Annotated in this window: 20 protein-coding genes and 1 pseudogene; 15 read left to right on the top strand and 6 right to left on the bottom strand. The window is 61.9% G+C overall.

Features of this window, described 5'->3' with window-relative positions:
- From C1722_RS04690 to C1722_RS04680, 3 genes and pseudogenes are all read right to left on the bottom strand, one after another.
- Positions 1-940: sugar-binding domain-containing protein (locus tag C1722_RS04690; protein ID WP_342352752.1), on the bottom strand; the 940-nt coding region annotated here is incomplete at its 3' end.
- Positions 941-1,136: 196 nt separating this feature from the next.
- Positions 1,137-1,241 (bottom strand): annotated as a pseudogene (locus C1722_RS04685) (hypothetical protein); the annotation flags it as partial.
- Entirely contained in the window at positions 1,238-2,209 is a 972-nt protein-coding gene (locus C1722_RS04680) for a glycoside hydrolase family 2 TIM barrel-domain containing protein (protein ID WP_425319366.1), read from the bottom strand. The gene C1722_RS04680 and the pseudogene C1722_RS04685, both read right to left, overlap by 4 nt.
- 49 nt (positions 2,210-2,258) lie before the next feature.
- Here C1722_RS04680 and C1722_RS04675 point away from each other — a divergent pair, with 49 nt between their 5' ends.
- Positions 2,259-2,636 (top strand): hypothetical protein, encoded by a 378-nt coding sequence (locus C1722_RS04675; RefSeq protein ID WP_102378211.1) that lies wholly within the window; start codon positions 2,259-2,261, stop codon positions 2,634-2,636.
- On the opposite strand, the gene C1722_RS04670 is transcribed toward C1722_RS04675, so the two are convergent.
- Positions 2,633-3,748, bottom strand: a complete 1,116-nt coding sequence (locus tag C1722_RS04670; RefSeq protein WP_483407206.1) for a glycoside hydrolase family 2 protein — start codon at positions 3,746-3,748, stop codon at positions 2,633-2,635. The two genes, C1722_RS04675 and C1722_RS04670, sit on opposite strands and share 4 nt — an antisense overlap.
- A 315-nt stretch (positions 3,749-4,063) precedes the next feature.
- Positions 4,064-5,482 (bottom strand): MFS transporter, encoded by a 1,419-nt coding sequence (locus C1722_RS04665; RefSeq protein WP_102378209.1) that lies wholly within the window; start codon positions 5,480-5,482, stop codon positions 4,064-4,066.
- A gap of 335 nt (positions 5,483-5,817) precedes the next feature.
- Here C1722_RS04665 and rplS point away from each other — a divergent pair, with 335 nt between their 5' ends.
- From rplS to C1722_RS04600, 13 genes are all read left to right on the top strand, one after another.
- Complete coding sequence (gene rplS / locus C1722_RS04660; protein WP_102378208.1) at positions 5,818-6,165, top strand: 50S ribosomal protein L19; 348 nt, start codon at positions 5,818-5,820, stop codon at positions 6,163-6,165.
- Between the two features lie 102 nt (positions 6,166-6,267).
- Complete coding sequence (locus C1722_RS04655; RefSeq protein WP_102378207.1) at positions 6,268-7,047, top strand: ribonuclease HII; 780 nt, start codon at positions 6,268-6,270, stop codon at positions 7,045-7,047.
- 265 nt (positions 7,048-7,312) lie between these two features.
- A complete protein-coding gene (locus C1722_RS04650; RefSeq protein ID WP_102378206.1) occupies positions 7,313-7,801 on the top strand; it encodes a YraN family protein in 489 nt (162 codons plus the stop codon).
- Positions 7,802-7,816: 15 nt separating this feature from the next.
- Positions 7,817-9,307: a YifB family Mg chelatase-like AAA ATPase gene (locus C1722_RS04645; RefSeq protein ID WP_102378205.1), complete on the top strand. Its 1,491-nt coding sequence runs from the start codon at positions 7,817-7,819 to the stop codon at positions 9,305-9,307.
- 13 nt (positions 9,308-9,320) lie between these two features.
- A complete protein-coding gene (dprA, locus tag C1722_RS04640; protein ID WP_102378204.1) occupies positions 9,321-10,316 on the top strand; it encodes a DNA-processing protein DprA in 996 nt (331 codons plus the stop codon).
- A 28-nt stretch (positions 10,317-10,344) separates the two neighbouring features.
- Entirely contained in the window at positions 10,345-11,706 is a 1,362-nt protein-coding gene (gene trmFO, locus C1722_RS04635) for a methylenetetrahydrofolate--tRNA-(uracil(54)-C(5))-methyltransferase (FADH(2)-oxidizing) TrmFO (protein ID WP_102379536.1), read from the top strand.
- Complete coding sequence (locus C1722_RS04630; RefSeq protein WP_102378203.1) at positions 11,699-12,640, top strand: tyrosine recombinase; 942 nt, start codon at positions 11,699-11,701, stop codon at positions 12,638-12,640. The genes trmFO and C1722_RS04630 overlap by 8 nt, the downstream gene beginning before the upstream one ends.
- Before the next feature lie 208 nt (positions 12,641-12,848).
- Positions 12,849-13,418, top strand: coding sequence for a TetR/AcrR family transcriptional regulator (locus C1722_RS04625; RefSeq protein WP_180995036.1), 570 nt, complete (start codon positions 12,849-12,851; stop codon positions 13,416-13,418).
- A 9-nt stretch (positions 13,419-13,427) separates the two neighbouring features.
- Positions 13,428-13,916 (top strand): hypothetical protein, encoded by a 489-nt coding sequence (locus tag C1722_RS04620; protein ID WP_102378201.1) that lies wholly within the window; start codon positions 13,428-13,430, stop codon positions 13,914-13,916.
- Between the two features lie 64 nt (positions 13,917-13,980).
- Positions 13,981-14,646, top strand: a complete 666-nt coding sequence (locus C1722_RS04615) for a response regulator transcription factor (protein WP_102378200.1) — start codon at positions 13,981-13,983, stop codon at positions 14,644-14,646.
- A 9-nt stretch (positions 14,647-14,655) separates the two neighbouring features.
- Positions 14,656-15,693 (top strand): sensor histidine kinase, encoded by a 1,038-nt coding sequence (locus C1722_RS04610; protein WP_102378199.1) that lies wholly within the window; start codon positions 14,656-14,658, stop codon positions 15,691-15,693.
- 233 nt (positions 15,694-15,926) lie between these two features.
- Positions 15,927-16,766, top strand: coding sequence for an ABC transporter ATP-binding protein (locus tag C1722_RS04605; protein WP_102378198.1), 840 nt, complete (start codon positions 15,927-15,929; stop codon positions 16,764-16,766).
- Positions 16,756-18,906, top strand: a complete 2,151-nt coding sequence (locus C1722_RS04600) for an ABC transporter permease (protein ID WP_102379535.1) — start codon at positions 16,756-16,758, stop codon at positions 18,904-18,906. The genes C1722_RS04605 and C1722_RS04600 overlap by 11 nt, the downstream gene beginning before the upstream one ends.
- A 357-nt stretch (positions 18,907-19,263) precedes the next feature.
- Here the strand turns inward: C1722_RS04600 and C1722_RS04595 are convergent, their stop codons facing one another.
- The gene (locus C1722_RS04595) at positions 19,264-19,608 is read right to left on the bottom strand and encodes a nitrous oxide-stimulated promoter family protein (RefSeq protein WP_102379534.1); all 345 of its coding nucleotides are present in this window, start codon (positions 19,606-19,608) and stop codon (positions 19,264-19,266) included.
- A gap of 458 nt (positions 19,609-20,066) precedes the next feature.
- Between C1722_RS04595 and uvrA the strand changes: the two genes are divergently transcribed.
- Entirely contained in the window at positions 20,067-23,063 is a 2,997-nt protein-coding gene (gene uvrA / locus C1722_RS04590; RefSeq protein ID WP_102378197.1) for an excinuclease ABC subunit UvrA, read from the top strand.
- Positions 23,064-23,065: the final 2 nt, after the last annotated feature.

The following is a 23,065-nucleotide window of genomic DNA, read 5'->3' as shown; positions in this document are numbered from 1 at the left end:
GGTGCGGGTCTGCGGGGCTCCATGGGTGCGGGCGAGGGACCTCGAGGACGAGCCTGTGGGTGCAGAGTGCGTGCGACGCGCAGCCTGCCTCGCTCGCGCCGGAGCCGGTGTCGGCGTGCGCGGTTTCTGCGGGTGCATCCGAGACGGCGGCGAGCGCCTCCGCATCGCCGTCGAGAAGCCGGACGGTCAGGGCGGTGGATCCCGCGTTCGCCGCGCTCTCATCGTCATGCACGGTTACGACGAGTTCGAGCACGCCCGCATCCGCCTGCGCGTCGATCTTGATCGACTCGATGTGCGCTTCGGGTACGGCCTCGAGCCATACCGTCTGCCATATGCCGCTCTGCGCGGTGTACCAGATGCCTCCCCGGTCGAGCTTCTGCTTGCCGCGCAGCTGCACGCCTTCGTCGCTCGGATCGTACACGCACAGGGCGATCTCGTTTGCGCCGTCTGCGAGAGCATTGGTGATGTCGAAGGAGAAGGGAAGGTAGCCGCCGACGTGGTTCCCTACGCGGGTGCCGTTCACGAGGCAGGCGCATGCGTAGTCGACCGCTTCGAAGTGCAGGAACAGACGGTCGCGCGCGCCGATGCTCGGAGTGGGGAACGTTCGGCGGTACCACAGAAGCTCGTTCGGCATGAGCTGGCGGTTCACGCCCGAAAGCGGTGCCTCAGGGGAGAACGGAACGCGGATGGAACCTTCGAAATCCGCTGGGGTTTCGGCGGTTCGCCAAGCGGTCTCTGCGCTCTCGCAGGCAACGATGCGGTAGTCCCACCAGCCGTCGAGCGATTGAAAGCTCGTGCGCTCGAACTGGGGATGCGGATGGACGGGCTCGCTCTCGCATCCCTCGGCGATGCGCTCGCCCCACACGGTGTAGAGCGGCTCGAGCGCGGTCTGTTCGGGCTTTCGGGGTGCGCTTGCAAGCACGCGTTTGATGTCGAGCATGGCGGTATCCTATTCGGCTTTCGAGCGCTCTGCGCGGATGGCCAGCAGTACGATGAACGTCAGAAGCGCCACGACCGCCCCGCCCAGAAACACGAGCGACGAGGGTGTGAACCCGTCCCCGACGACGCCGAACCCGAGCGAGCCNGATGGCACCTGCGATGGTGCGGCCACCCTGATGATCGGTGTGGTTGCCCGCGAGCTCGACGCGGCCGGGAGCCGAGGCCGATACCGAGGGGGTGCCTGCGAACCGTGCGGCGTACAGCTCTTTCGCCCGCTGCTCTGCGTTGCCCAGTGCGCTCATCGCTGCTCGCCTTCCTGCGAAGAGGCGCGCGCCGCGCCGCATGCCGCGATTGCGGGATCTTCGCCGATCGGATCGCCGTCGAGCTTGTTGATGCGCCGGTCGTAGGTCAGGATCCCGTTCGTTTCCTCTTCGACGTCGGAGAGTTGGGTGTACACGAATCCCGCAAGCCCCTCGCTTTCAAGCGAATCGGCGACTGCGAGGGCTTTGCCGACGGCCGCCCTGAAAGCAGTCAGATCGGTGAAGCTTCCGTAGCCGTACGAGGAGGAAAGCGAGCTGTGATCGGACACGTGATAGGACAGTCCGCCGAACTCCGAGATGACGAACGCCCGTCGAGGTTGCGCTTGGTCTGCGTACACCTCAAGAGGGCGGAAGTAGTTGTGTACGCTTGAGAAGTCGCCGCAGGCCTGGTCGTACCACCCGCTGACCGCATCGATCGGCCGGGTCGGATCGAGTGCGCGCACCGCCTCGGTCGCCGAGCGGGCATCGAACTGCCCCCACGCCTCGTTGAAGAGCACCCACGTGACGATCGACGGATGGTTCTTCAGGTATGCGATGGTGCCCGCGCAGGTGTCGGTCCATTCAGCACGGTACGCATCGCTTCCCGCCGAATAGGCGCGATGGCGCCTCGGCGTGTCGTCGGCGCACGAGGTCCACGACCGGCGGAAGAACGTGGGCTTGTAGCTCGAGTGCCAGGCGCTCAGGGGCGAGCCGCCCGACACCATGTCCTGCCATACGAGCATCCCGAGCCTATCGCAGTGGTAGTACCAGCGGTCGCTTTCGATCTTGATGTGCTTGCGCAGCATGGTGAAGCCGAGTTTTTGGCACGTTTCGATATCGAAGGCGAGCGCTTCGTCGGAGGGTGCGGTCAAGAGGCCGTCGGGCCAGTATCCCTGATCGAGCACGCCGCGCAGAAACCGCGGTTCGTGGTTTACGCAGAGCCTCACGATGCCGTGTTCGTCGGGCTCCATCGACACGGTGCGGAAGGCGCAGTAGCTTTTCNTTTGTTTCATCGAAGTAGTGGAGCGCGCGCAGGGTTTTGCGGTCCCCGAGCTCGGTTCGGACGCGCGGCAGGTTTTCGAAAAAGGCGCGCTGCGGCACCTCTTCGAGCCGATCGCTCCCGAAGAGGTGCGCGACGTCGCGCATGTCGGCGGGTACGGCGGCGTATTCTTCGGTGAATGCGGCGTGGTCGCATCTGCTGTCTATCAGGCAGAGCGAGAAGGCGCAGGCATCGACATCGAAGGCGATCGGTACTGCGCGGGGCGTCTCTTCCGAGAAGTCCATGGCCACGATGCCGCCGAGCGCGCAGGCTATCTGGTCCTGTGCGCCGCACGGCTTGCCGAAATAGGCGCGCTCGGCTTGCACGCCTTCCAGGGCGAGCGCGATCAGCTCGTCTAGCGACGGCTCCCCTGAGCGGTCGAACAGGGCGCGCATCGCCGCTCCGACGAGTACCTCGAACGCNGCCTCGGCGTGTCGTCGGCGCACGAGGTCCACGACCGGCGGAAGAACGTGGGCTTGTAGCTCGAGTGCCAGGCGCTCAGGGGCGAGCCGCCCGACACCATGTCCTGCCATACGAGCATCCCGAGCCTATCGCAGTGGTAGTACCAGCGGTCGCTTTCGATCTTGATGTGCTTGCGCAGCATGGTGAAGCCGAGTTTTTGGCACGTTTCGATATCGAAGGCGAGCGCTTCGTCGGAGGGTGCGGTCAAGAGGCCGTCGGGCCAGTATCCCTGATCGAGCACGCCGCGCAGAAACCGCGGTTCGTGGTTTACGCAGAGCCTCACGATGCCGTGTTCGTCGGGCTCCATCGACACGGTGCGGAAGGCGCAGTAGCTTTTCACCCTGTCGTCTCCGAAGACGAGCTCGAGGCGGTACAGGTGCGGGTCTTCGGGGCTCCATAGGTGCGGGCGAGCGACATCGAGGACGAGCCTGTGGGTGCAGAGTGCGTGCGACGCGCAGCCTGCCTCGCTCGCGCCGGAGCCGGTGTCGGCGTGCGCGGTTTCTGCGGGTGCATCCGAGACGGCGGCGAGCGCCTCCGCATCGCCGTCGAGAAGCCGGACGGTCAGGGCGGTGGATCCCGCGTTCGCCGCGCTCTCATCGTCATGCACGGTTACGACGAGTTCGAGCACGCCCGCATCCGCCTGCGCGTCGATCTTGATCGACTCGATGTGCGCTTCGGGTACGGCCTCGAGCCATACCGTCTGCCATATGCCGCTCTGCGCGGTGTACCAGATGCCTCCCCGGTCGAGCTTCTGCTTGCCGCGCAGCTGCACGCCTTCGTCGCTCGGATCGTACACGCACAGGGCGATCTCGTTTGCGCCGTCTGCGAGAGCATTGGTGATGTCGAAGGAGAAGGGAAGGTAGCCGCCGACGTGGTTCCCTACGCGGGTGCCGTTCACGAGGCAGGCGCATGCGTAGTCGACCGCTTCGAAGTGCAGGAACAGACGGTCGCGCGCGCCGATGCTCGGAGTGGGGAACGTTCGGCGGTACCACAGAAGCTCGTTCGGCATGAGCTGGCGGTTCACGCCCGAAAGCGGTGCCTCAGGGGAGAACGGAACGCGGATGGAACCTTCGAAATCCGCTGGGGTTTCGGCGGTTCGCCAAGCGGTCTCTGCGCTCTCGCAGGCAACGATGCGGTAGTCCCACCAGCCGTCGAGCGATTGAAAGCTCGTGCGCTCGAACTGGGGATGCGGATGGACGGGCTCGCTCTCGCATCCCTCGGCGATGCGCTCGCCCCACACGGTGTAGAGCGGCTCGAGCGCGGTCTGTTCGGGCTTTCGGGGTGCGCTTGCAAGCACGCGTTTGATGTCGAGCATGGCGGTATCCTATTCGGCTTTCGAGCGCTCTGCGCGGATGGCCAGCAGTACGATGAACGTCAGAAGCGCCACGACCGCCCCGCCCAGAAACACGAGCGACGAGGGTGTGAACCCGTCCCCGACGACGCCGAACCCGAGCGAGCCCGACGACGCGCTCAAAGCCGATCCGATCCACGGCCCGATGAGCATGGGGATGAGCACGACCATGAAGATGCGGACGCCCTGGAACATGCCCACATAGCCGCCCGGGGTGTTGTTACGCACTTCGGCGCCGAAGCAGGCGACAGCTCCGAGGTAGCCGCTCAGCATGAGCACCGAGCCGGCGAAGATGAACGCGGTACCCGTGAAAAGCGTGAGCACGACGCATCCCGCGATGAACAGAACGAGCGGGAGGATGACCGAGCGCAAAAAGCCGCGCCGGTCGACCGTTTTGCCGTAGAGGATGGTGAATATCGCTGCGATGATGATGCCCGGCGCCATGACGAACACGTAGCTTTCGCCGAGGATGTAGGGGAGGCGCAGGTAGAGCACGTAGTAGGGCATGAACACCTGCAGGGCCGTGGCGAACACGAGGTAGGCGAGCAGCACGAGGTAGAGCATTTTGTTGTCGGCCATCGATCTCGGGCGGAACCCGTAGAGCACGCTTTTCAGATAGCCGCCGTCCCGTTTTCGCTCGGGGGCGGAATCGTCCATGAGGACGAGCACGAGGATGCCGAGTGCGATAACCGCGCAACCGATTATGATGAAGAAGAGCGGGTAGTCGTAGGTGACCGTGCCGTCGGGGCGCACGATCATAAGGAACATCGCGCCGCCGAACACCGCGAGCATCGCCAGAAGCGGCATCGCGGAATTCACGCCCTCGACCTTGCCGCGGTTCTTATCGGTGGTGATGTCGGTGACCCAGGCGTTGAAGCACGAGTCGTTCGCGAGGCTGCCGAAGAACGTCATCACGCAGTCGAACACGATGGTGAGCGTCACGCCGAACGCCATCGCCGCCGCTGCGGTGCCCGCGAGTGCGAACGAGATGGTCTGCAGGTAGGCGAACACGATGATCGAGACGCCCCAGAGGATCGTGCCCACGCCGATGAACACCTTGCGCTTTCCCACCCGATCGGACCACGCGCCCACCAGCAGCGTGGTGGCCGCAGCGGTAAGCGCCGAGGCAGACACCATGAGCGCGACGTCGGAGAGCGACGCGTTGAAGACGTCCTGGATGAACAGGTTGAAGAAGTTGTTCTCAAGCGCCCATGCCACCTGGCCCACGAACGAGAGCAGGATGATGAGCAGCCAGGATTTCTTCGTGAGAGCCGGTTCGGCGGCGTAGGTCGGAGGCTTCTGCTTCGCGTCGGCCGCTTGTCCCTTTCGGGCATCCGCTTCTGTTGCGAAGATGGGGCGGTTCTGGGGATGAGGCGTCTTTTCTTCGGTCATGGCATCGCCTGGTTCTCTTGGGAAACAACTCTGCTGCTATCCTACTAGATAATGCGCATGAGCGCATGGCTCAACCGCTCCCACAACCGCTTGGGCGGGCTTTTCCTGCGAAGCCGCGGTTGTTCGCATTCCCACGGTCGGGGCGTCGCGTTTCGGGGCCGATTGCGAGACGGAATAGGCTTCGTGTGGAGCTCTTCGATTTCTCCCATATTGCTTCGATTTTCTCTTGCGCCTGATCGGATGTGGCGTTATACTAACTGATCGTGTCTTTATGGAAGCACCATACAATTTGGTATGTCGAAGAATTATATTGAGTATATAGAAGGAAAACGAACATGGACATCATTCGCGCTATCGAACAACAGCAGATCAAGCAGGACGTCCCTGATTTCAACGTGGGCGACAACGTGAAGGTCCACTATCGCATCACCGAAGGTAATCGCGAGCGCATCCAGGTCTTCCAGGGCGACGTCATCCGCCGTCACGGCGCTTCGAACCGCGAGACGTTCACGGTTCGCAAGATCAGCTTTTCCATCGGTGTCGAGCGCACCTTCCCGGTGCATTCGCCGAAGATCGAGAAGATCGAGGTCGTGCGCAAGGGCGATGTGAACCGCGCCAAGCTGTACTACCTGCGTAACAAGGTTGGCAAGGCAGCCAAAATCAAGGAAAAGTCCTTCAACTAATCCTCGGGCTACAAAGAGAACGGAAGACCCCGCAAGGGGTCTTTTTCTGCGCTGCGCCCGTCCTGCAACCCTGGAGATATCGGATCGGATATACTGAAACCTATGATCCAAACCGTCGCCGACATACGAAAGAGGCTCCAAGAGGCGGATGCCGCCGAGTTCGCTGTGCTCGAGCGCTCGCTGGTCGCCGATACGCGCAAGGGCGTTTTGAGCGCGATCGAATCGGCGCGTCGGAGGCTCGAGGCACAGCAGGCGGAGGCGACGCGCATCGAGGGCCTGTATGCGTACGAGTGCGAGCTTGCCCGAGGCGGTGTTGCGGTCGGGCTTGACGAGGTCGGTCGCGGCCCGGTGGCGGGCCCCTTGACGGTCGGGGCGGTCGTGTTGCCGCCCGAGCCTCGGATACTCGGGCTGAACGACTCGAAGCAGCTGACTGCCCAACATCGCGAAGAGCTGGCTGCGCAGATCAAAGAAACGGCCATCGCATGGACCGTGCAGCACGTCGAACCAGATTCGATCGATGCGGTCGGCATGACGGCTTCGCTGCGGTTCGCGTTCCTCAAGGCTCTCGGCGCCATCGAGGAGCAGGGCGTTTCCTTCGATGCCGTACTGCTTGACGGAAATCCGATGCGCCTCGATCCTCGTGAGAAAAACGTGGTCAAAGGCGATGCGAAATGCGCATCCATCGCGGCTGCTTCGATCGTTGCAAAGGTCGAGCGCGATGGCATCATGTGCCGCATGTCCGAGCGCTATCCCGTATACGGATTCGACGCGAACAAGGGCTATGCGAGCAAAGATCACATCGACGCTATCAAGGAGCATGGGCTAAGTCCCATTCACCGCGTCTCCTTCTGCACTGCCTTCACCCAAGAAACGCTCTTCTGATCCGTTCGATCAATGCGCCGTGCCCCGCGATACGGCAAGCGAATTCCGGAAATCAGTCGGCAATCCGGCAGCTTTCCTCCTTTCGCGCGCACCCGGCCGTCTCCTTTCCTGCCGCTCTGGGCGAATCCGTCGGTATGAAACGGATCGGATGCGCTTCGCTCCCGGTTCGCTTTGAGCCGTTTGATCGTATAGATTGCACTCCTTTTGTCTTCTCGATACCGCAAGCTGCGCCCGCTAGCATGGCTTAGCGAAGAAAGGAGTCGAAATGGTGATCGAAGCAACGCTGGAAAGGCGCGAAGCGCAGGACCCTCCCGGCATAGCCGCATCGGAAGGGTCACAGCCGGGGGATTCGTCCTCCGTCGAAGCGGCACAGAACGCGGAAGAGTCGAGGCACAACATCGAACTCGGCAGGCGGGGGGAAGAGGCGGCGGCGCGCTTTCTCGAGCGGCGCGGTTTCGAGGTGCTCGAGCGTAACTGGACGTGCTCTGCGGGGGAAGCCGATATCATAGCCCAGGATGAGGATACGCTGGTATTCGTCGAGGTTAAAACCAGATCGAATACCGAAAAAGGCCTTCCGGAGGAAGCGGTCGACGAGCGCAAGAGGGAACGCTACGAGAGGATTGCCGCCGCTTTTCTCCAGACGTACGAAACCGTCGATATTGCCGTACGGTTCGATGTCGTATCCATCCTCGTTATCGGATCGGAGCGTGCGTTCCTGCGGCACCACGTCAATGCGTTTTCCGTCGGCGAATGAGCGAGGGCGGCTTCGATGCAGGCGCAGTACAGCGTATGGAGCGCAACGATCAGGGGCGTGGAGGCGGTGCCGGTTTCCGTCGAGGTGCTCGTGGGCAGCGGGATGCCGTCTTTCTCGATCGTCGGCATGCCCGATGCCGCCATCCAAGAGGCGCGCGAACGGGTTCGGGCCGCCATCAAAGCCTGCGGGTTTCGCATGCCGACCGAGAAGGTGGTCGTCAACCTCGCGCCCGGTTCGCTCAAGAAGACGGGATCGGGGTTCGATTTGCCCATAGCGTTGGGGATCCTCGCGGCTACGCGGCAGCTCGACGCTTCGCGCATCGACGGGAGCCTGTGCGTTGGGGAGCTGTCGCTCGAGGGCGACGTCCGTGCGATCAAGGGTATGCTGGCTTTCGAGCTCTGTGCGAAAAAGCAGGGGCTTTCGCTCATATGCGCGCAGCCAGACGACGGTTTGATCGGACTCGAAGAGCTCGAATGCAAAACCGTGTCGAGCCTTTCGGCGTTTTACGCAGGTTCCTTTTCGTCTCCCACGATGAGGGGCCGAGCGGGCAGGGGCCCTTCGATGGACTACGCCGACGTTGCGGGGCACGAAGCTGCGAAACGCGCGCTGCAGATCGCCGCAGCGGGCGGGCACGGCATGCTCATGATGGGTCCCCCGGGATCGGGCAAGACGATGCTCGCTTCGCGTCTGCCGACGATACTGCCGCCTCTTGCGGACGACGAGATGATCGAGGCGGCTCTCGTGCATTCGGTTGCGGGGGAGGACATAGGATCCATCCTCGCAGGAGAGCGCCCGTTTCGCAAACCCCATCACTCGGCGAGCATGGCGGGGCTCGTGGGCGGCGGTTCACCGTTGCGTCCCGGAGAGATTTCGCTTGCAACCGGGGGCGTGTTGTTTTTGGACGAGGTGTCGGAGTTCAAACCTTCGGTGCTGCAAGCCATTCGCCAGCCGATCGAATCGGGGCGGATCGTGGTGACGAGGGCGGAGGGGAGCGTCGCGTTCCCCGCGCGGTTCATGCTCGTTGCAGCGTCCAATCCCTGCCCATGCGGCTATTTCGGAGATGTTGCCGAACGCTGCACCTGCACGGCTGCTCAGATAAGGAACTACCAGAGCCGCATAGGCGGTCCGCTCATGGATAGGATCGACATCCATGTCGACGTATGGCGGTCCTCGCCCGACATGGTGCTGGGCACCGGCGGTAAAACGGGGTCCGAGAAGCTGAAGGAGGGCGTTATGGAGGCGCGAGCGTTCGCTTTGCGCAGAAAGCAGAAGGGAGGCGGCGCGCGCACGGCGAGCTCTCTCATCGCATCGTGTGCGCTCGATGCCGAAGACGAGGATTTTCTCAAGGAGATGGCCTCCCTGCACCGCATGAGCGGCCGGGGGATCATGAAGACGCTCTCCATAGCGAGAACCGTCGCCGACATGGACGCATGCTCACGGGTCGGCAAAGACCACGTATGCGAGGCGCTCGGGCTGCGGCTGCGGGACGGCGTCGGTTCGGTATGACAGGAGGTACTCGATGCAGAAGAAAGAGTTTGCACGTTATGCGGGGCCAAGGTTGAGGGGCGAGCGCACGGTGCTCGAAAAGGAAGAAGCGGGGTACCCTGAAGCGCTCTGCCTGATAGCCGATCCTCCCGAGCGTCTTTTCGTCGTGGGAAACCCGTGCGCTCTCGGCGAGGGAATCGCCGTCGTCGGTGCGAGAAACGCAACGCCCTACGGCATATCGTGCGCGAAGCGATTTGCGGGAACGGCGGCGAAACGGGGGATCCCCGTCATTTCAGGCGGTGCCCGCGGTTGCGATGCGGCGGCGCATCGGGCCGCTCTCGATGCGGGCGGCACGACGGTTGCATTTCTCGGCGGGGGATGCGACGAGCTGTACCCGGCATCGCACTATGGCCTTTTCCAAGAGATCGTCGATGCGGGCGGTGCGGTGGTTTCGGAGCAGGAGTGGTCGTTTCCTCCCATGAGGCATACGTTCAGGGCGCGCAACCGGCTTATCGCCGGTTTGGCGCGGGCGACGCTCATCGTGGAAGCGGGCTTGCCGTCGGGGACGTTCTCGACGGCAGACGAGGCACTTGCCGCCAACCGAGAAGTGCTCGTCGTACCGGGCTCTATCGCATCGAAGTTCTCGCGCGGATCGAACAGGCTGCTCTTCCAGGGCGCAACGCCCATCGTCGACGACGAGACGTTTTCCAGCGTGCTCGAAGCCCTGTTCGGCCAGCAGGAGATCGAGGGTTTCGCCCAGGTCTGCGAACAGCCCAGGCTCCGTGTTCGGGCCGACGGCTGCGTCGCCTCTTCGAAAGCCGGAAGCGAGGATGCCATTCTCGAGGCTATGTGCGCCAATCCGATGAGCATCGAGGAAATGCTCGGATATGTCGAGTCGAACGGCATGCAGGAGGGGTTTCGCCTTGGGGGAAACGCGATCACCTATCTTATGGTGCGCCTTGCCGAACTGCAGAAAAGCGGGCGTATCGTACGGTATCCCGATGGACGATACGGACCCGTCGTGGTCTGATGCCCCGACATTTGCTAAGATCGTCCCCATGAAAAAACACGTTGACATACTGGGTGCCGGACTCGCCGGGAGCGAGGCGGCATTGCAGCTGGCCGATCGGGGCGTGTCGGTTAGGCTGTTCGAAATGAGGCCCAAGACGAAGACGGCGGTGCACGCGACGGACCGCTGCGCCGAACTCGTGTGCTCGAACTCCCTTAAAAGCGAAAAGCGCGACAGCGCTGCCGGGATGCTCAAGGCCGAACTTTCGGTGCTCGGATCCCGGCTGTACGCCCTTGCGCAGGAAAACCGCGTCGCCGCAGGAGGCGCGCTTGCAGTCGACCGCGACGCCTTTTCGGGAGCGGTCACCGCGCGCATCGAAGAGCACCCGCTCATAGAGCTCGTTCGCCTCGAAGCGACGGAGATTCCCCGCGGAGCCGATGCGACGATACTCGCGAGCGGCCCGCTCACCTCCGAACCGCTCGCCGATGCCATCGAGAGCCTGACTGGTTGCGGACGCCTGTCGTTCTACGATGCAGCAGCCCCAATCGTCATGGCCGATTCGCTTGACTACGGCAAGCTGTTTCGGCAGAGCCGCTACGAAGAAGGCGAGGGCGATTACCTCAACGCGCCGTTTTCGAAGGACGAGTACGAACGGTTCATAAGCGAGCTCGTTGACGCGAAGCGCGTGGTCATGAAGGATTTCGAAACGCGTGAACTCTTCCAGGCATGCCAGCCCATCGAGGAGATCGCCCGAAAAGGAACGGACGCGCCGCGTTACGGAACGCTGAAGCCCGTGGGGTTGACCGATCCCGCTACCGGCAGGCGGCCGTGGGCGGCGCTGCAGCTGCGTGCGGAAGACGCGCACGGAGAAAGTTACAACCTCGTAGGGTTCCAAACGAATCTTACTTTCGGCGAGCAGGCGCGGGTGTTTCGCATGATACCCGGGCTTGCTCATGCCGAGTTCGCCCGATACGGCGTCATGCACCGCAACACCTTTATCGACGCGCCGAGGCTGCTGGGGCGCGATCTGTGTCTGACGGATGCGGGCGATTCGGGGTGTCCCCTTTACGTGGCGGGGCAGCTTGCGGGAACCGAGGGGTATTGCGAAGCCGTCATGTCGGGGCTCCACGCGGCGATCGGCGTCTTTGCCGCGCTGTCGGGTAAGCATGCTCCCGAGATGCCGCCGCAAACCGCGTTCGGGGCGCTGCTTGCCTATGCGACCGACCCGGCGGTTACCGACTATCAACCCATGCACGTGAACTTCGGGATCATGGAGCCGCTGCCCGAACGGGTGAAGAACAAACGCCTGCGCTATGCGGCGTATGCCGATCGGGGAGAAGCAGCCTTGCAGGCATATGCGGAGGCGCTTCGCGATAGGGGTCTTATGGCGATGGAGCGAAACGATGGCTGAGGCTTCCGACGGTCCCGCTTCGGCGTTCGCTGAAGCGTATCTGGAAACCATGCGGGTCGAACGAAACGTTTCGCCCAATACGCTGAGGGCCTACCGCAACGACATCCTCGATTTCCTCCGGTGGGCCGATCGCAACAATATGAACGCCTTGGAGACGACCCATCGGCAGCTGAGGCTCTATCTCGGCGAGCTCGATCGGGCGCAGTACTCGCGAACGACGATCAATCGCAAACTGAGCTCGTTGCGCGGTTACTTCGGCTGGATGTGCGCAACGGGTGCGATTGCCGAGGATCCGGCAGGCGTCATGCAGGGGCCCAAACAGCCGAAGAACCTGCCGCACACCATCAAGCCGGCCGACATGGCGAAGATCCTCACGGTTCACGGCGCAAAGGATCTGTCCGGCAATCCGCGCGAGCAGTCTTTTTCGGACATGAGGGATCAGGCGCTGCTCGAGCTGCTCTATGCATGCGGTGCCCGTATCTCCGAAGCGTCGGGATTGCTGATCGCCAACGTGGACCTCAAGAACTCGCAGGTGAAACTGTTCGGAAAGGGCTCGAAGGAGCGCATCGTGCCGATTCACGAGCTTGCCGCCTCGTCGATGGCGCGCTATTTCCATTTCGGGAGGCCAAAGCTGCTCAACGGGGGGCAATGCGAGTTCTTCTTCGTGTCGACGAGGGGAAACCGCATGGGAACCGATGCGATGCGCAAGATGTTCAAGGCGACGCTTCGCGCAGCCGGAGTCGACGAGACGCTTTCGCCGCACGACATGCGCCACACCTTCGCCACCGATCTTTTGGGGGGAGGAGCGGATCTGCGCAGCGTCCAGGAGATGCTCGGGCACGCAAGCCTCTCGACGACGCAGATATACACCCATCTGTCGCCCGATAGGCTCAAGGAAGTGCACGGGCAGGCGCATCCGCGCAGCGGTCGCTGATCGCTGCGCGCAACCCGCATCGAGCGCTGGCCGTCGTTTCGAATAGCGCACCCCGCCGTGCAAGCCCCCGCATTGTATCGACTTTATGAACGTAGTTCAAAATGCTGCCGAGCCGCCTTGGGAGCGCTATACTGAACAAAGTTCATACACGAATGCGGCATCTTGTAAAAAAGCAAGGGCGAAGACGTTCGCGCGGGAAAGGACCTCGGTGGCGCGGCAAACGATAGATAAACAGGCGATCGTCGAAGCGGCGTATTGCATGGCTTCGGAAAACGGCCTCTCGTCGCTTGGGATCCGCGAGGTCGCTACGGCGTGCGGCGTGTCGGTCGGCACCATCTACAACCACGTTGCCTCGAAAGGCGGCTTGATCGCCGAAGTCGTTGCCATGTTCTGGCGAAACTCGCTAACGGCCGCGGCGTGCAATCCCCTTGAAGACGAGGATTTCGTCGAGTACGTCGAGCGCGTATACGAGGCCATGCGCAATGCGCTCGCAGCGTTTCGATCGGATTGGCTGCCAGAGATCAGGGCCATGATGCTGAGAGGCGAAGCCGTAGGGCACGAGCGCGAAAAGCAGGTGTTCGCGCATATGGGCGATGGCCTGACGCGCGTGCTGGAGTCGGATCCGAATGCCGACGTCGGAAGGCTGGAGGGCATGGCGCCTGAGGATGTCTCGGGGTTCGTGCTCGATTCGATGCTCTCTGCGCTCAGCGAGGGCGCGTCGAATTGCCGTGTGCTCGCTTCGCTGCTGCGCGCTTCGCTCTACGATTCGAGAAGGTAGGTCTCTGCAATGGGTGTGCTTAAAATAGCGACGGAGAAGCTGCTCTTGGTGGCGGGCATCGTCTGGATGATAGCGGGACTCAATATCGCCAATATCGGCATAGGGGCGTATCTCCACGAGGCCGGATGGATATTCTGGGTGCTGCTTGTGGGGACCGTCGTCATCTTCATCGTATTCCACATCTTCGTGTTTACGAAGATGGTCGGCAAGCATGCTAACAGGATCAGGGGCTATGCGGATGATCGGACGCACATCTGGAAGTTCTTTGACAAGAAAGGCTACCTCATCATGGCGTTCATGATGGGCGGCGGTATCGCGCTTCGCATGTCGGGTCTTGTACCCGAATGGTTCATCGCCTTTTTTTATACGGGGCTCGGCCTTGCGCTCGCCGTTGCGGGCATAAGCTTCATCATCCGTTATTTCAAAAGCTCGGATCCGTCGTGTCCCGTCGTGCCGAAGGGTGCCGGGGCCGGGAAAACGACGTCAACGAAACAGTGACGGGCACGCCGCTCTCGAGCCGATTCGTTTACCATAAGGAAAAACGTCTCGAAAGGAGTATCCGGTGCCGAAACTGTTCGTCGTCGAAGACGACGCATCGCTGAGAACGGAACTCCTGCACGTTTTGGAGCTTCAGGGATACCAGTGCGCCGCAGCCGTCCGATTCGATCGCACGGTTGACGAGATACTCGAATACGGTCCCGATTGCGTTGTCCTCGACCTCAAACTGCCCGGAACATCGGGATTCAACATCGTGCGCGACCTTCGGGCAAAAAGCCAGGTTCCCATCATCATGCTCACTTCGTCCGATAGCGAATTCGACGAGCTCATGAGCATGAATCTCGGCGCCGACGACTATGTGACGAAACCCTACAATCCGGCTATTCTGCTGGCGCGCATCCAATCGGTGCTAAGGCGGACGCAACGCCATGCGGCGCCTTCGAGGATAACCCATAAGGGCCTTACGCTCGATTTGGCGAAAGGGGTCGTAACAGCAGGCGACCTCAGCATCGATTTGACCCGAAACGAGCTGAAGATACTCGCCTTACTCATGGAGAACCACGATACGATCATCTCTCGTCAAGAGATCATGAACGAGCTTTGGCAATCGGACGAATTCGTTGACGATAATACGCTGACGGTGAACATCAATAGGTTGCGCAAGAGCCTCGAGCGCGTGGGGGTTACCGACTACCTGGTCACGCGGAGGGGCCAAGGCTACCTTGTCTGAGAGGCGTTTATGAAGCTGTCGGAATACCTTGTCGACAACGTCGTATCGCTTGCGGCGTGGGTCGTTGTCATAGCCGTCATCGGTTGGATGCTCGCCATTCTCGGCGTGGGAACTTCCGCGATCCTGTTCTTGGCGGCCATCATGGTTGCCTGTCTCGCGCTTACGACGGTCTACGGGTACGCGAGACGCAGGCGCTTCTACGACGAGCTCGATGCGATCGTCGAGTCGCTGTCGCGGCAGACGGAAGCCTATCTTGCCGCCGAGCTCATCGAGCGCCCGTCGTTTCTCGAGGGGCGCGTCGCCTACGATGCGATCGGTGCGGCGGGAAAATCCATGAACGACGAGGTGGCGCGCTACCGCGACATGGTAAATTCGTATCGCGAGTACGTAGAGACGTGGATTCACGAGATAAAGACACCGATAGCGGCCGCGAAGATCATGTCTTCGGAGCTTCACGGACCGGAGGCCGACAAGATCAAATCGGAGCTTGGGAGGATCGAGGGATACGTCGAGCAGGCTCTGTATTACGCCCGGTCCACCTCGTTGCAGAAAGACTATTCGATCAGAGAGGTCAACCTTGCCTCGTGCGTGCGCGAGTCGGTCAGGAAGAACGCTCAGCTGCTTATCGGCAGCGGCGTCGGCGTGTGCGTCGACGTAGACGACGATGCGGCGGTATTCGCCGACGCTAAATGGCTGCAGTTCGTGCTCGGGCAGATTCTCGCAAATGCGGCGCGATACGATTCGACTTCCATCGTTGCGACGGCGCATGTCGAAGACCAGGGAACCGCGGCTTCGCGAACGGTGCTCGAGATAGCCGATAACGGCTGCGGCATTCCCGCCTCCGACATCGATTCGGTGTTCGAGAAGGGGTTCACCGGACGTAACGGCAGAACCCATGGGACTTCGACGGGTATGGGTTTGTACCTCTGCGCCGTCATGTGCGCCGAGATGGGCCTCGGTATCGCCATCGCTTCGGAGGAGGGGAGCGGTACGCGGGTGATGATCGCGTTCCCCCATGACAGGCGGCGGCTCGATGCCCTGCGCTGAGCGCGCCTGCGCCGTAGGCTCATCCGAAAAAAACCGCTAGCTTACAAAAGCGTAAGAGAGCGGTAAGCCTGATCGATGGATCGCGCGAGCGGCCTCCTCTAGGATGTTCGGTGTCAAGAAAAGGAGGCAGTCATGAACGAGAAGGCTGTAATCAGGATACTCGAGGCGATCGATGCGGTCAGACGCTTGATCTCCCCGTTGCACGCAGCAGGAAGAAGCGAGGGATAGACACCATGGCAGAAGCTTACGCAACCCCTATTTCGAGCAGTACCGAAGCGGCCCGCACAGGCCAGGGTTTCGGCGGTGTCCAGCCCATTTTATCCGTGCGGCATATCGAGAAGGTGTACGGCACCAAAGATTCGATCACCCATGCGCTCTCGGGCGTGAGCTTCGACGTGGTGCCCGGCGAGTTCATCGGCATCATGGGTCCTTCGGGCTCCGGCAAAACGACGCTCTTGAACTGCGTTGCAACCATCGATACCGTGACGAGCGGGCATATCCTCATCGGCGGGCGCGACATCACGAACCTGCGCTCTCGCGAGCTTGCGCGGTTCAGGCGCGACGAGCTCGGCTTCATCTTCCAGGATTCGAATCTGCTCGATACCCTGAACGGGTTCGAGAACATCTCGATCGCGCTTTCGATCAAGGGCATTCCCGCCAATCAGATCTCAGCGAAGGTGAACGCCATCGCCGAAACGCTCGGCGTTTCCGATGTGCTGAAGAAGTATCCCTACCAGATGTCGGGCGGCCAGAAACAGCGCATCGCCGCGGCTCGCGCCATGGCGGCCGATCCGAAGCTCGTACTTGCCGACGAGCCGACCGGCGCGCTCGATTCCCGCAGCGCGACGATCATGCTCGAAACCATGGAGATGATGAACGCGCATCTCGGTGCGACGATCATGATGGTCACGCACGATTCCTATGCCGCTTCGTTCGCCAAGCGCATCCTGTTCATCAAAGACGGCACGGTGTTCAACGAGATACGCAGGGGCGACACCTCGCGGAAGGATTTCTTCGGCCGGATCATGGAAGTGGTCACATTTTTGGGAGGCGATGCGGGCGATGCGCGCTAAACTAGCCGTCCGCAACATAAAGCGGTCGTTCAAAGACTATGCGATATACTTCATAACCCTCGTGTTCGGCGTTGCCGTGTTCTATGCGTTCAACTCGATCCAGAACCAATCGGTGCTGTTCGATCTCAAGGACGAGGCAACCGAGAGCATCTTCATCATGACCGGCCAGTTCCTCGGTATCTTTTCGGTGTTCATAGCCTGCGTGCTCGGGTTCCTCATCATCTACGCGAACAGGTTTCTCATCCGCCGCCGCAAGCACGAGTTCGGCATCTACCTGACGCTCGGCATGAAGCCTTCGACGGTCTCTCAGATCGTGTTGATCGAGACGCTCTTGGTGGGCATCGTATCGCTTGCGATCGGCCTAGCGCTCGGCATCGCGCTCTCCCAGGGGCTTTCGTTCTTGACGGCGGCGCTATTCAGCATACCCATGGTTCAGTACCAATTCGTGTTCTCGGGCGACGCTTGCATGCTCACGCTTATATGCTTTGCGGTGATATACCTTATCGTCGCCCTGTTCAACACCTTCACGGTGAGCCGCTACAAGCTGATCGATCTGCTTTCCGCCCGGGCGAAGAACGAGAAGATGAAGATGAGAAGCCCGTGGGCGAGCCTCGTGCTGTTTGTGGTTTCGGTCGCGGTATTGGCCGTTGCTTATGCGCTGCTCGTACAGAACGGGCTCGTCATGCTCGACGACCCGAAGTTCCTCTGGGCGACCGTGCTCATGGTCGTGGGCACGACGTTGTTCTTCTATTCGCTGTCGGGGTTCGCCATCGCGATGCTGCAGCGCAGCAAACGCGTGTACTACAAGGGCCTCAACACCTTTACCGTGCGTCAGATCGCGAGCAAGATAAATACGGCGTTCGTGTCGCTTTCGGTGGTCTGCGTGATGCTGTTTTTCAGCATCACCGTGTTCTCGTGCGGCATGGGTATGGTCGAGGCGTTTACGAGCGGCGTCGAAGACGGAACGCGCTACGATGCCACTTTGACGGCGAACGTGTTCTGGGACAGCCAGAACGTCGAGGACATGGATCCCGAGTACCGAGAGGACGCCAAACGCGTTATCGCCTTAGGGAGGGAAAACGACTTCGACATCGAAACGTACCTGGCCTCGTTGGGCGTTGATTGGGACGCCTTTGCCGAGCGCGTCATGCAGCTCGATATATACCAGGCGCCCGATCTGATGTACGGGCAGCTTGTCGACACGAGCACGCTCGGGCTTGCCGAAGACAGGGCTGCCATGGTCGAGACAACGCCCGTCCAGATCATCAGCGCATCGCAGTTTAACGCACTGCGCGAAGCGACGGGGGAGGATCCGGTCGACGTCGGATCGAACGGCTACGTTGTGAACAACCTCGCAGAATCGGGAAGCGTGCTTTCCGATCGGCTCGCCCAGCTCGACGGCGATGTGACGGTAGGAGGCGTCGCCCTCGAAAGCAAGAGCGATCGCGTATACGCCCAATCGCTCGATGTCCACTCCTTCGCGGGCGATGCCGCGCAGCTCATCGTACCCGATGACGTTATTGCCGCCGTGAGGGACCAAGGGGCCGTGCCCTATATGAGCTACCTCAACATCGACTACAAGGCGGATCGGACCGAAGGCGATACGGCTCTTATGGAAGCGCTCGGCAAGGCTCTGCCGCCCGACGATCAAACAGCGCGAAACGGGTTCGCCTACAAGAGCGATTCGTGGCCCGTGTCGATGACGTTCACCGCACAGGAGGTCATTGCGCAATCGGGCGGCATGCGTATGCTCATCACGTACCTTGCGCTCTACATCGGCTTCGTGTTCCTCATCACGACCGCCGCCGTGCTCGCCATCCAGCAGCTTTCCGAAGCCAGCGACAGCATCGAGCGCTATCGGCTGCTCTCGAAGCTCGGGTGCGATCGCCCGATGATCGCGCGGTCACTGCTCGCCCAAGTGCTCATCTACTTCATCGCGCCGCTCGGTCTTGCGGTGTGCCACGCCGTTTGCGCGATCGGCGTAACGAGTACGAGCCTGTTTACAAGCGTCGGCGTCTCGATTACCGGGCCTACGCTGATGACCGTGCTGCTCGTTGTGGCGGTGTACGGGTCGTATCTGCTCGTTACGTACGGTGCTGCGCGCGGTATCATCGGCCAGGCCATCGACTCGCGCAGGTAGGCGGCATGGCGTGCGGGCGGTGCAGACCCGCCCGCCATGTCAAACGGGCGGGGGCGAAGCGGGAGCGCTGAGCCGATCGGCCCGATCGGGGTCGCATGCGCCGGACGAGGGAACTCGTGGCAGAAAACGCAAGGTTTTCGTCGCGCTAGCGTCCAAAGTCGCGCCTTCCCACCCGATGCAATTCCTTGCAGGAAGGCCCTACCTGGGGTAATCCGTTTACAGGGGCGGCGGCAGCGCGGGGCGCCCGCTTCCGGCGACGAAAACCTTGCGTTTTCTGCCACGAGCAGGCGATTCCGCAACACTCGTGCGTCCATGCGTCCGGCCTATGCTGCAACGCCGGACCACGGCCGACCCCGGCTATCTGCCGAGAAGGTGGCGTAGGGCGGCGATGGGATGCGCCTTCATCATGCGGGGCCCCGAGTAGCGCATGACCGTGCGGATGCTCTTTCGCTCTTCGGGCTTGTAGCAGTGGTGCTCGCACTCGTCGCACGAGGTCTTGACTTCCATCTTGCGGCAGCGTTGCGTACGGAGCACCGCGTAGTCGTCGATGGCCTTGCACTCCTCGCAAAGAGACTCGCCGCAGTAGGCGGTTTCGCTCCGGTCGCGGTCGCTGTGGTTGCCGGCGCAGTACAATGAGATCATCTGGGAGATGGTGCGCTCCTCGCGCAGGCGCCGCTTCGCTATGTTCGGTGTGTCTTCCATGGAGCGAAGAATAGCACTTCCTGTATCGATGCAGAAGTTAAACGAGGCGAATTTCGGGAAATCCCTAAGGGCGGGCTGTGCGAGGATGCGTGCGCATTGCAAGCTGCGGGCGTATCGCGATCCGCAGCGGGAAACCTCGCGGTGCAGGCTGCCTCCGACCTTGGCGTGCAGCGTGCGCATCGCGGGCTGCGAGTCTGAAGCGCGCCGTAAGCGAAGCGAACCCGCCTTCCGCGCCTTTCGCCGCACGGGGCGCCCCCGCCTTCCGTCGCGCTCGAAAGGGCGCTATCGAACAGAATGTGCAAATCATTTGAATAGGGAACGATTGTTCTAATTTTGTTCCGCTTTTGAGACCGTCTGCGTTACAATGGGCGTTTGCGTGATACGTACGGTCGGACTGTCAGCCGAGTTTGCTCTGGAAGCCGGACGGCCCGAAAGCGAAGCGAAAGAAGCTAACGAATATGGCACAGAATTCAATCGTCATCAAGGGTGCTCGCGAGCACAACCTCAAAGATATCGACCTGACCATTCCGCGTGACAAGCTCGTTGTGATCACGGGATTGTCGGGTTCCGGAAAAAGCTCCCTGGCGTTCGACACCATGTACGCCGAGGGGCAGCGCCGCTACGTCGAGAGCCTGTCGAGCTACGCCCGTCAGTTTCTCGGCCAGATGAACAAGCCCGACCTCGACAGCATCGACGGGCTTTCGCCGGCGGTCTCGATCGACCAGAAGACCACGAGCAAGAACCCCCGCTCCACCGTGGGCACCACGACCGAGATCTACGACTATCTGCGTCTGTTGTTCGCCCGCGTGGGCGTGCCCCATTGTCCCGAGTGCGGCCGCGAGATCAAGAAGCAGACGACCGATCAGGTGGCCGATGAGATCCTCTCGATCGGCGAAGGCGCGAAGGCGCTCGTCATGGCACCGGTCGTCGTCGGCCGCAAGGGCGAGTTCACGAAGCTCTTCCAGGATCTGCAGAAGGAGGGCTTCTCGCGCGTCCGCATCGACGGCGAAGTGAAGAAGCTCGACGGCGAGACGATCGTGCTCAACAAGAAGATCAAGCACTTCATCGACGTCGTCGTCGACCGCGTAGTGCTCAAGCGCGACGCGGTCAGCCGTATCGCCGAAGCGGTCGAGATGGCCACGAAGCTCGCCGACGGGCGCGTGCTCGTGCAGGTGCTCGGCGAAGACGGCAAGCCCAAGGCGAGCGGCGCCACCTCTTCGGGTGCAACGGGCGGCTTGCAGGAAGGCGAGTACGTGTTCTCGCTCGCGCTCGCGTGCCCCGAGCACGGCCACTCCATGGACGAGCTGCAGCCGCGCGACTTCTCGTTCAATGCGCCTTACGGCGCCTGCCCCGATTGCCTCGGCATCGGAAGCAGGGAAGAGGTCGACGCGAGCCTTTTGGTTCCCGATCCGTCGCTCTCGCTCGACGAGGGTGTTATCGCGCCGTTCACCTCGGGGAACTACTACCCGCAGGTGCTGCGTGCCGTTGCAAAGCATATGGGGGTCTCATCCGATACGCCCTGGGAGGACATGCCGAAGAAGGTGCGCGATGCGCTGCTCTACGGGCTTCCCAAGGAGAAGGTGCGCGTCGATTACGTAACCGTCGACGGGCGCGAAACGTACTGGTACATCGATTGGGAGGGCGCCTGCGCTGCGGTCATGCACCGCTACCAGGAGTCCACGAGCGATAGCCAGCGAGAGAAGTACGCGCAGTACTTCGCCATCGTTCCGTGCCAAACCTGCGGGGGCAAGCGCCTCAAGCCCGAGATCCTCGCCGTCACGGTGGGGGGCAGGAACATCCACGAGGTCACCGAGATGAGCGCCGTCGATTCGCTCGCCTTCTTCGAGGGCCTTTCCTTCACGGGGTCCGACGAGCAGATCGCAGGGCCCATCGTGAAGGAGATTGCGGCGCGCCTGCGCTTCCTCGTCGACGTGGGGCTCGACTACCTTACCCTCGAGCGCGCAACCGCTACCTTATCGGGCGGCGAGGCGCAGCGCATTAGGCTCGCCACGCAGATCGGCGCGGGTCTGATGGGCGTGCTCTACATCCTCGACGAGCCGTCCATCGGTCTGCACCAGCGCGACAACGAGCGCCTGATCGCGACGCTCGAACGGCTGCGCGACCTCGGCAACACCGTCATCGTCGTCGAACACGACGAAGATACGATCCGCCATGCCGATTACGTTATCGACATGGGCCCCGGCGCGGGGGAAAACGGCGGCGAGGTGGTCGCCGAAGGAACGCCGAAGCAGATCCTCAGGGCGAAGAACTCGTTTACGGCGGATTACCTGTCGGGCCGCAGGNGCGAGGTGGTCGCCGAAGGAACGCCGAAGCAGATCCTCAGGGCGAAGAACTCGTTTACGGCGGATTACCTGTCGGGCCGCAGGAAGATCGAGCTGCCCGAAGAGCGCCGCCACGCGAAGCGCGGGGCCATCAAGCTTTTAGGCGCAACCGAGAATAACCTCAAGAACGTCGACATCGAGATCCCGATCGGCGAGCTGACCGTCGTGACCGGCGTATCGGGTTCGGGCAAGAGCTCGCTCATCACCGACACGCTTGCGCCTGCGCTCGCAAACCGCGTCAACCATGCCCGCCGTCGCACGGGGGCTTATCGGAAGATGACCGGCAGCGATCTGCTCGATAAGGTCATCAACATCGACCAGAGCCCCATCGGGCGCACGCCGCGGTCGAATCCCGCCACCTACATCGGGCTGTGGGACGACATCCGTCAGCTCTTCGCATCCACGCAAGAGGCCAAGGCGCGCGGATACTCGCCGGGCCGCTTCTCGTTCAACGTGAGCGGCGGGCGCTGCGAAGCGTGCAAGGGCGACGGCCAGATCAAGATCGAGATGCACTTCCTGCCCGACGTGTACGTGCCGTGCGAGGTGTGCGGCGGCATGCGCTACAACCGGGAGACCCTGCAGGTAACGTACCGCGGCAAGAACGTCTACGACATCCTCGAGATGACGGTTGAAGAAGCGCTTGCGTTCTTCGAGAACATCCCTGGTATCAAGCGCAAGCTCCAGACGCTGCACGATGTGGGGCTTGGGTACATCAGGCTCGGCCAGCCCGCCACCACGCTGTCGGGCGGCGAGGCGCAGCGCGTCAAACTCTCGAGCGAACTGCAGCGGCGGCAAACCGGCAAGACGTTCTACATCCTCGACGAGCCGACGACGGGCCTCCATTTCGAGGATGTGCGCCAGCTCCTCGAGGTTCTGCAACGGCTCGTCGATGCGGGCAATACGGTGCTCGTCATCGAACACAACCTCGACATCATCAAATGCGCCGATCACCTCATCGACCTCGGCCCCGAAGGCGGCGATCGCGGCGGTACGATCGTGGCGACGGGAACGCCCGAAGATGTTGCGGCGGTGCCCGAGAGCTATACGGGACGGTTCCTTGCGAAAATACTCGATCAAGCCAAGGGCGGACAAGCTCAGGGGAAGGCGTCGTAGCG

Origin of the sequence: Raoultibacter timonensis (assembly GCF_900240215.1) — a bacterium.
GTDB lineage: Bacteria > Actinomycetota > Coriobacteriia > Coriobacteriales > Eggerthellaceae > Raoultibacter > Raoultibacter timonensis.
Note: the sequence above shows the minus strand (reverse complement) of the source record. Positions and strands in the feature narration are given on the sequence as shown.